This window comes from Parafrankia sp. FMc2 (genome assembly GCF_041008525.1).
Taxonomy (GTDB): domain Bacteria; phylum Actinomycetota; class Actinomycetes; order Frankiales; family Frankiaceae; genus Parafrankia.
The window spans coordinates 1-7,404 of the sequence record NZ_JBFLUG010000230.1; the positions used below are offsets into that span (position 1 = coordinate 1).

Genomic DNA, 7,404 nt, shown 5'->3' on the forward strand with positions numbered 1-7,404 from the left:
GCCAGGGCGTCCAGAACGACAGGGCGGCCATTCCTTTCGAGCCACCGTGCGGCAACCACCTGATCAGCCACACCCCGTCGTCCCGGGCATCCGGGGCACCAACCCCAGACACCTTCGACCTTAGGGACATCTGATGAGCCTCGAGGAACGTTCGACCCAGACCGGCGCGTCTCGCCCCGACGCGGAGGCTGCCGAGACCACCAGGCCGATCAGCGCGACCAGGCCGGCTGACAGCACCAGGCCGGTCGATGCGGTCAGGCCGGTTGACGCCGCGACGCCCGCCGACGCCACGCCGGCTGTCGCCCCCGAGCATCCGGCGGCGCGGGACGGGGATGCGGCGCGGGCGGTCGAAGGGCACCCGAAGCCGGCAGTGAACGCGACAGAGGCGAAGCCGCCGGTCATCGAGGCGCCTGCCGCGCAGACGCCCACCGCGGGATCCACCGCCGTGCCGTCGACCGCCGTGCCGTCGAGCGCGGGTACTGACCAGGCACCGGGCGCCGCGGAGGCCGGCACCGGCCCGGCGGGGCCGGCCGCGTCGGCAAGGCTGCGGGAGCGGTGGCAGGAGGCGCTACTGTCGTTCGTCGACGACCCGCGAGGTGCGGTACGGCAGGCCGACCAGGTCCTCGACGAGGCGGTCAACCAGCTCACCGAGGCTGTCCGGCGCGAGCAGGACCGGCTGCGCGCGGCGTGGCGCGAGGACGGCGCCCCGTCGACCGACACACTGCGCGACGCGCTGCGCGGCTACCGGGACTTCCTGGAGCGCCTGGTCACCACGCCGCGATAGGGAACGGCGGACGGGCAGGACGTCACTGCGGACGTCCTGCCCGTCCGTTTTCATCCCGCGGGGGCCGGGGGAGCGGCGGGGTCGGCGACGAAATGCAGGTAGCGGTCGGCGGAGCGGTGCATGGCGGCGTGGCCGTCCGCGCGGACGACCGTCTGCCAGAAGGCGCCGTAGATGGTCTCGAACGCAAACGGTTCCAGGAGCCGCACGGCGCGGCGGACGGTCTCCGGCCGCTCGGGAATGTAGTTCGGGTAGGAGTACATGAAGCTCACGTACCGGCGGTCGAGGACGACCTGGAGGATGTCCCCGGAGAACAGCGCACCCTGCCCGTTCTCGCCGTCGGCGTGGTGCAGGACGGTGCCGCCCGCGAAGTGCACCCCGCCGTTGACCAGGGTCAGACCACTGCCGATGGTGAGGGTGTCTCCCGTCCACAGCTCGACCGTGGAGGAACGGCGCCCGAGCCACTGCTCGTCGGCGGCGTGCACGTAGACCGGCACGTCGCCGAAGGCGTGGCTCCAGTCGACCATCGAGCCGTAGAAGTGCGGGTGGCTGACGGCGATCGCGCTGATGCCACCCAGGGCGTTGACCCGGGCGATCAGGTCGTCATCGAGAAACGGGACGCAGTCCCAGAGGATGTTGCCGTCGGCGGTGCGGACCAGCAGCGCCCGCTGCCCGATGGAGATCTTCGGTTCGGACCCGATGCCGTACACGCCGGGGCCCTCGGGTTCCAGCCGGCCGCGGAACCCCTCCGCGGCGAGGGTCGCCAGCGTGGTCCAGCTCTGCCCGTCCCAGCCGACGTACTGGCGCTCGTCCTCGCAGACCGGGCAGTCGGGCCGCGGCGCCGCGTACTGCACGCCGCAGGTGACGCAGATCGGCAGGTCCGTGGTCAGGTCCATCGGGTCTCCTCCGTGGACGGATCGGTCGGCGGGCCGCGCCGCCGGACGCCGCGGCCCGCGACTCGGGTCTTCGCGTGGTCAGGTCCTCGTGGGCTCAGAACTCCAGGAGGTTGTCCCGGAAGTGCGGAAACGAGTATCCGTCGCGGATGAGCCCGCGGCGGCGCAGCGCCGGGGCGAGTCCGTCGGTGATCTCGCTGATCGCGCGCCGGAACATCGGCTGCTGGATGAGGAAACCGTCGCCGCCGACCTCCTCCATCACCTCGCCCATCTGCGCGGCCACCGCGTCGGGCGTGCCGACGAGCTCCACCGCACCGGCGGACGGATAGGAGGCGAACTCGCGCAGCGTCATGCCGCTGCTCTTCTCCTTCAGGTTCTCCGCTGTGCTGCGGCTGGCGTTCGTGCGCATGTCCGGCATCGGGGCGTCGAGGTCGAACCGCCCGAAGTCGATGCCGCTGTAGTACGACATCCAGCCCAGGTTGATCTCGATGTTGGCGTCGTGGGCGGCGAGCGCCGCGGCGCGCTTCTCCTCGGCCTCCCGTTTCGTCTCGCCCAGCACCGGCGAGACGTTGAACATCACCTTGCAGGAGTCCGGTTTGCGGCCGAAGGTCTCGAGGCGGAGGATCAGGTCGTCACGGAACGCCTTCATGGTCTCGACGCCGGTGACGTTCGTCATCACCAGGTCGACGTTGCGGGCCGCGAAGTCCTTTCCGCGGCCTGATCCGCCGGCCTGGGAGAACACCGGGCGCCCCTGCGGGGGCGGCAGCGAGTTGAGGGGGCCGCGGGAGCGGTAGAAGCGGCCGTCGAAGTGGATCTCGCGGACCTTCGCCGGGTCGACGTAGACGCCGTTCTCCCGGTCGACCGTGAGGGCGTCGGCGTCCCAGGAGTTCCACAGTTCCGAGACGAGCTTCACCCATTCGTCGCCCTGGTCGTAGCGCAGGTCGTGGTCGGCCTGGGCGTCCAGGCCGTAGTTCTGCGCGGTGCGGTCGTTGTGCGACATGACCAGGTTCGCGCCGCCGCGCCCGGCCGAGAGGTGGTCGAGCGTGGCCAGGGTGCGGGCCGCCATGTACGGCGGGTGGAAGGTCGTCGTCAGGGTGGGGAGGATGCCGAGGTGCCTCGTCGCGGTGAGCATGAACGGGGTCATCACGAACAGGTCCATCTTCGGCGCGTGGAAACCGTTCTTCAGCGCGAAGTCGGTGGTGCCGCGGAAGACGTCCGGGATGAAGTGGGCATCCTCGAGGATGATGCAGTCGAATCCCGCCCGCTCGACGGCGCGGGCTGTGTCGACGTAGAGCTGCGGGCTCATCCAGTCGGTGGCTCCGGTACCGGACCACAGATCGTTCCAGGACTGCACGCCGCAGCCGGTGAACAGACCGAGGTGGAACATCAGAACTCCAGCAGGTTGTCGCGGAAGTGCTCGTGCGTGTACGACTCGCGGATGAGTCCGCGGCGCTTGAGTGCCGGGGCGAGCCCGTCGGCGATCTCGGCGATGCTGCGCCGGTCCAGCTCGTTGGAGATCAGGTAGCCGTCACCGCCGACCTCCTCCATCGCCTCACCCATCAGGCCGGCGACGGTGTCGGGGGTGCCGACGAGTTCCAGCGAGACCGTGGTCTCGTGGGTGGAGGCGAGCTCGCGCAGGGTCTTGCCGTCCTCGCTGTCCTTCGCGTAGCGCGACATCGACGACTGGTGCCCGTTGACCTGGCCGGTCAGGTCCGGCAGCGGCTTGTCCAGGTCGAACTGGGAGAAGTCGAGGCCGGAGAAGTAGGACATGACCGCGAGCTGGGTGGCGACGGCGTCGTCGCCGCGCTGCGCGGCCTGCAGGCGGCGGCGCTTCTCCCGCGCCTCCTCGTCGGTCGCGCCGAGCACGGGACGGACCAGGAAGAGCACCTTGCAGTCGGACGGCTTGCGCCCGTTCGCGATGAGGCGCGCCGACATGTCCTCCCGGTAGGCCTTCATCGCCTCGACGCCGAGCGGCACGCAGATGACCGTGTCGGCGTTGCGGGCGGCGAACTCGCGGCCGGCGGGGGAGCCGCCGGCCTGGCAGATCACGGGCCGGCCCTGCGGGCCCGGCACGGCGTTCAGCGGGCCGCGGGAGCGGAAGAACTCGCCCTCGAAGTCCACCGTGTGGACCTTGGTGTGATCGGCGAACGTGCCGGTCTCCTCGTCGAAGACGACCGCGCCCGGCTCCCACGACTCCCAGAGCTTCCCGACGAGGTCGATCCACTCGTCGGCCATCCGGTACCGCAGGTCGTGCTCGAAGTGCTTCTCGTAGCCGAAGTTCTGCGCGGCGCGGTGGCTGGAGGAGGTGACGAGGTTCCCGCCGACCCGGCCCTCGGTGATGTGGTCGAGCGTCGCCAGCATCCGGGCCGCCATGAACGGCGGATAGAACGAGGTGGAGACGGTCGGAATCAGGCCGATGCGCGAGGTCGCCTGGCCGAGAACACCGATGAGCATGGTCGGGTCGAGCCGTGGGCATTCCATGTTGTACTTCAGGTAGGCCTGCATGTTCCCCTGGAACGCGTCCGGGATCATGAGGCCGTCCTCGAAGATCATGTAGTCGAAGCAGGCCCTCTCCAGCGAGCGGGCCATGTCGACGTAGAGGTCCGGCCGCATCCATTCCCGCGCGCCGGAGCCGCCCCAGGTTCCCCGCCAGGACTGGACGCTGTAGCCCGACCCGACGAACCAGCCCATGTGGAACATGTTCTCTCCCTCGTCCGTCCGTCCGGTGCGCGGAGCGGGAGATCCGTCCGCGCGGCCTGTTCTTTCCTGCAGAAAATCGCGGGAGTGTTTCGGGGCGGCGGCCCGCAGGTTCTCCCGGCATTGCGCCACCGGCCCGCTGGCACGGCGCCGGATGTTCCCGCTGTGGGTGCGGAAAGCGAACCGCCGTGCCGGCCAGATTGCGCCGGCACGGCGGTAAGCCGTGTCCGTGGGCGGAGGCGGCCTGCTGCTCGCGGTCATCAGCAGCGGTCACCAGCCGGCGGTCACCAGCTGGCGACCGGCCGTCCGGGCTCGGAGCAGCTACTGGGTCTTCGACAGCGCGGAGAAGTCGATCGCGCTCTCCGAGCGGTAGTAGTAGCCGTCGACGCCGGCGGAGAAGACCACGTTCGGCTGGATGAACGCGATCGGCACCGTCGGCTGCTCGTCCTGCCAGATCTTCTGCGCGGCGTTCCAGGCGGCCCCGGCCTCCGGCGAGAGTGCGTCGCCGGCGGCGACACCCCGGTCGACGGCGGCGTAGTAGGAGTCGTTGGTGAAGTAGGTGGCGTTGAGCGGGGAGTCCTCGGTGAAGGCCAGCAGCAGCTCGTACGGCGGTGACTGGCTGATCGCCTTGTCGGTCACCAGCTGGATGTCGTAGGTGGCGTTGGACCGCTGGTCCTCCACCGCGGTGGCCGGCTGCTTGTCGACGGCGAAGGTGAAGCCGGCGTCCCGGGCGAAGGACTGGATCTGGACGGCGGCCTCCTCCAGCGCCGGAATGCTGTTGGAGATGAGGATCTTCGCGGAGACGTTGTCGACACCGGCCTGCGCGAGCAGCGACTTCGCCCGTGCCGGGTCGTAGGTGAACGAGCGCAGGCCATCGGTGGAGTATCCGGGGTAGCGCGGGTTGATGAAACCGGTCATCGCGTCGGCCCGGCCCAGGAACACGTCCTGCCGGATCTGGTCGTAGGGAATCGCGTAGCTCAGCGCCTGCCGCACCAGCTTGTTGTCGAAGGGCGCCTTGGTGGTGTTGATGTTGGTGCTCAGGTATTCGATCGAGTCGATGTCGAAGGTCTGCAGGTCGTCGTCGTCCTTCATGCCGTCGACATCCTGCGGGCGGAGCTGGACGGCGAGGTCGGCGTCACCGTTGCGCAGCAGGTTGGTGCGCGTTCCCGGGTTGGCGACCACCCGCTGGGTGATCGTCTTGATCGGCGGCTCGCCCTCCCAGTAGTTCGGGTTGGCCTTCAGGGTGAGGCTCTGCCCGGCCTGGACGTTGTCCAGCGTGTAGGCGCCGTAGCCGAAGTTCCCGTTCTCGGCCGACCAGTTCACCGCATACGGGTCGTCCGCCGACTCGTGTTCCCTGAGCAGGTCGCTGTCGAAGATGTCGCCGCTGACGTTCGCGAGCAGCGACAGCAGGGTGAACCCGTCACCGGCGCGGTCGATGGTGATCGCGACGGTGTAGTCGTCGACCTTCTTGAACTGCCGGGCCGGGTCGACGATCGCCGGGGCCGAGATGAACGGCGCGACCGAGGTCGAGTTCCACTTCCGCTCGTAGGACCACAGGACGTCGTCCGCGGTCAGCTCGTTGCCCGCGGCCGACATGACGCCCTGGCGCAGGTGGAAGGTGTAGGTCAGCCCGTCGGCGCTGACGTCGTAGCTCTCGGCGAGCTCCCCTTCGAACTCGAAGAAGTTCTGCTCCTGGGCGCCGTTCTCCCGGTCGGCTGTCACGACCGGGTTGCGGATGAGCTGCGCCTGCGTGTTGATCTGGAACTCGAAACCCTCGTAGGTGAAGGCTCCCGCGTCGTAGGCGAACGCGGTCGGCAGCGCGGCGACGGCCTCGACCAGGCTGTCGGTGCCGCTCGAGCTGCCCTCCGACGACGAGCTGGTCTCACCGGAGCAGGCGGCGGCGAGGGCGAGGGCGAGTCCGGTGGCGGTGAGGACGGAGCCGGTGCGGCGCAGGCGGCGGCCGCGTGGCGGCGTGCCGCCGGCGCCATGATCCTCCCGTGGGGAGGACGTCTGGGCAGGCATCTGGAGAACTCCTGTCGATGGTGAGGGCGTCGAGACGTGTCTCGGGGTTGCTCGTTCTCGGGGGTGCTCGTTCTCGGGGTGCTGCATGACGGATGCCGCATGACGGGCGCCGCGAGCGGTGCGCAGGGGAAGGCGCGCCGGAGCGCCGGAGCGCAGAAGCGCCGGAGCGCCGGAGCGCGGGGGCGCGGGGGCGCGGGGGAAGCGCTAGCGGCGCCGGCCGAACAGCTTCGCGGCTGACGAGGCCATGATCGCGACGGTCAGGATCAGGGCGAGGGTGGGGAAGGTCGCGGGCCACCAGCGGCCGACGGCGGCGTCGGTCGCTCCGCGGGAGATCATCGAGCCCCACTCGGGCTGGGGCGGGGGGAGCCCGGCGCCGAGGAAGCCGAGTGACGCGGTGAGGATGATGCTCACCGCGAAGATCACGGAGACGTTCTCCAGCGCCGGGCGGCAGGAGTTCGGCAGCACGTGGCGCAGCGTGAGCCGCAGTTCGCTCATCCCGGCCAGGCGCGCCGCGTCCACGTAGGCGTCGGAGCGGACCCGCAGCACCTCGGTGCGCACCAGCCGGGCCTGCAACGGCGCCAGCACGATCGCCAGCGTCGCGACCAGGGTGGTCAGGGAGGCGCCGTAGAAGGCCACCGCCACCAGGCCGACGAGCATGCCCGGCACCGCCTGGACGAAGTCGACCGCGCGCCCGGCGACCCGGGCCAGCACGCCGCGTGGGCCGCGGGACGACTCGTTCATCCCGGTCAGCAGGCCGACCAGCGCCCCGCCGGCTGTTGCCAGCAGCACCACGGCCGTGGCCACGCCGACGTTCGTGCGGGTCGCGGCGAGCAGCTGGGAGAACACGTCCAGCCCCGACCCGTCGGTGCCGAACCAGTGGTCGCCGCCCGGTGCGGTGGACGTCGGCCCAGCCACCCGCTCGGGGTCGTACGGGGTGACCCACGGGCCGATCACGGCCACCGCGGCGAGCAGCACCAGCGGCAGCAGGCGCAGCAGCCACCCGGCCCACCC

The 7,404-nt window shown here is 70.4% G+C and carries 6 protein-coding genes; 1 reads left to right on the forward strand and 5 read right to left on the reverse strand.

Features of this window, described 5'->3' with window-relative positions; genetic code table 11:
• Window positions 1–133 precede the first annotated feature (133 nt).
• Complete coding sequence (locus AB1460_RS34785) at window positions 134–784, forward strand: hypothetical protein (RefSeq protein ID WP_368966612.1); 651 nt, start codon at window positions 134–136, stop codon at window positions 782–784.
• 50 nt (window positions 785–834) lie between these two features.
• Here the strand turns inward: AB1460_RS34785 and AB1460_RS34790 are convergent, their stop codons facing one another.
• From AB1460_RS34790 to AB1460_RS34810, 5 genes are all read right to left on the reverse strand, one after another.
• Entirely contained in the window at window positions 835–1,677 is an 843-nt protein-coding gene (locus AB1460_RS34790; RefSeq protein WP_368966614.1) for an MBL fold metallo-hydrolase, read from the reverse strand.
• A gap of 94 nt (window positions 1,678–1,771) precedes the next feature.
• Entirely contained in the window at window positions 1,772–3,061 is a 1,290-nt protein-coding gene (locus tag AB1460_RS34795; protein WP_368966616.1) for an NtaA/DmoA family FMN-dependent monooxygenase, read from the reverse strand.
• Window positions 3,061–4,374 (reverse strand): NtaA/DmoA family FMN-dependent monooxygenase, encoded by a 1,314-nt coding sequence (locus tag AB1460_RS34800; RefSeq protein WP_368966617.1) that lies wholly within the window; start codon window positions 4,372–4,374, stop codon window positions 3,061–3,063. The genes AB1460_RS34795 and AB1460_RS34800 overlap by 1 nt, the downstream gene beginning before the upstream one ends.
• 318 nt (window positions 4,375–4,692) lie before the next feature.
• Window positions 4,693–6,393, reverse strand: a complete 1,701-nt coding sequence (locus AB1460_RS34805; RefSeq protein ID WP_368966618.1) for an ABC transporter substrate-binding protein — start codon at window positions 6,391–6,393, stop codon at window positions 4,693–4,695.
• A 204-nt stretch (window positions 6,394–6,597) separates the two neighbouring features.
• Window positions 6,598–7,404, reverse strand: an 807-nt coding sequence (locus tag AB1460_RS34810; protein WP_368966619.1) for an ABC transporter permease, incomplete at its 5' end; no start/stop codon positions are given.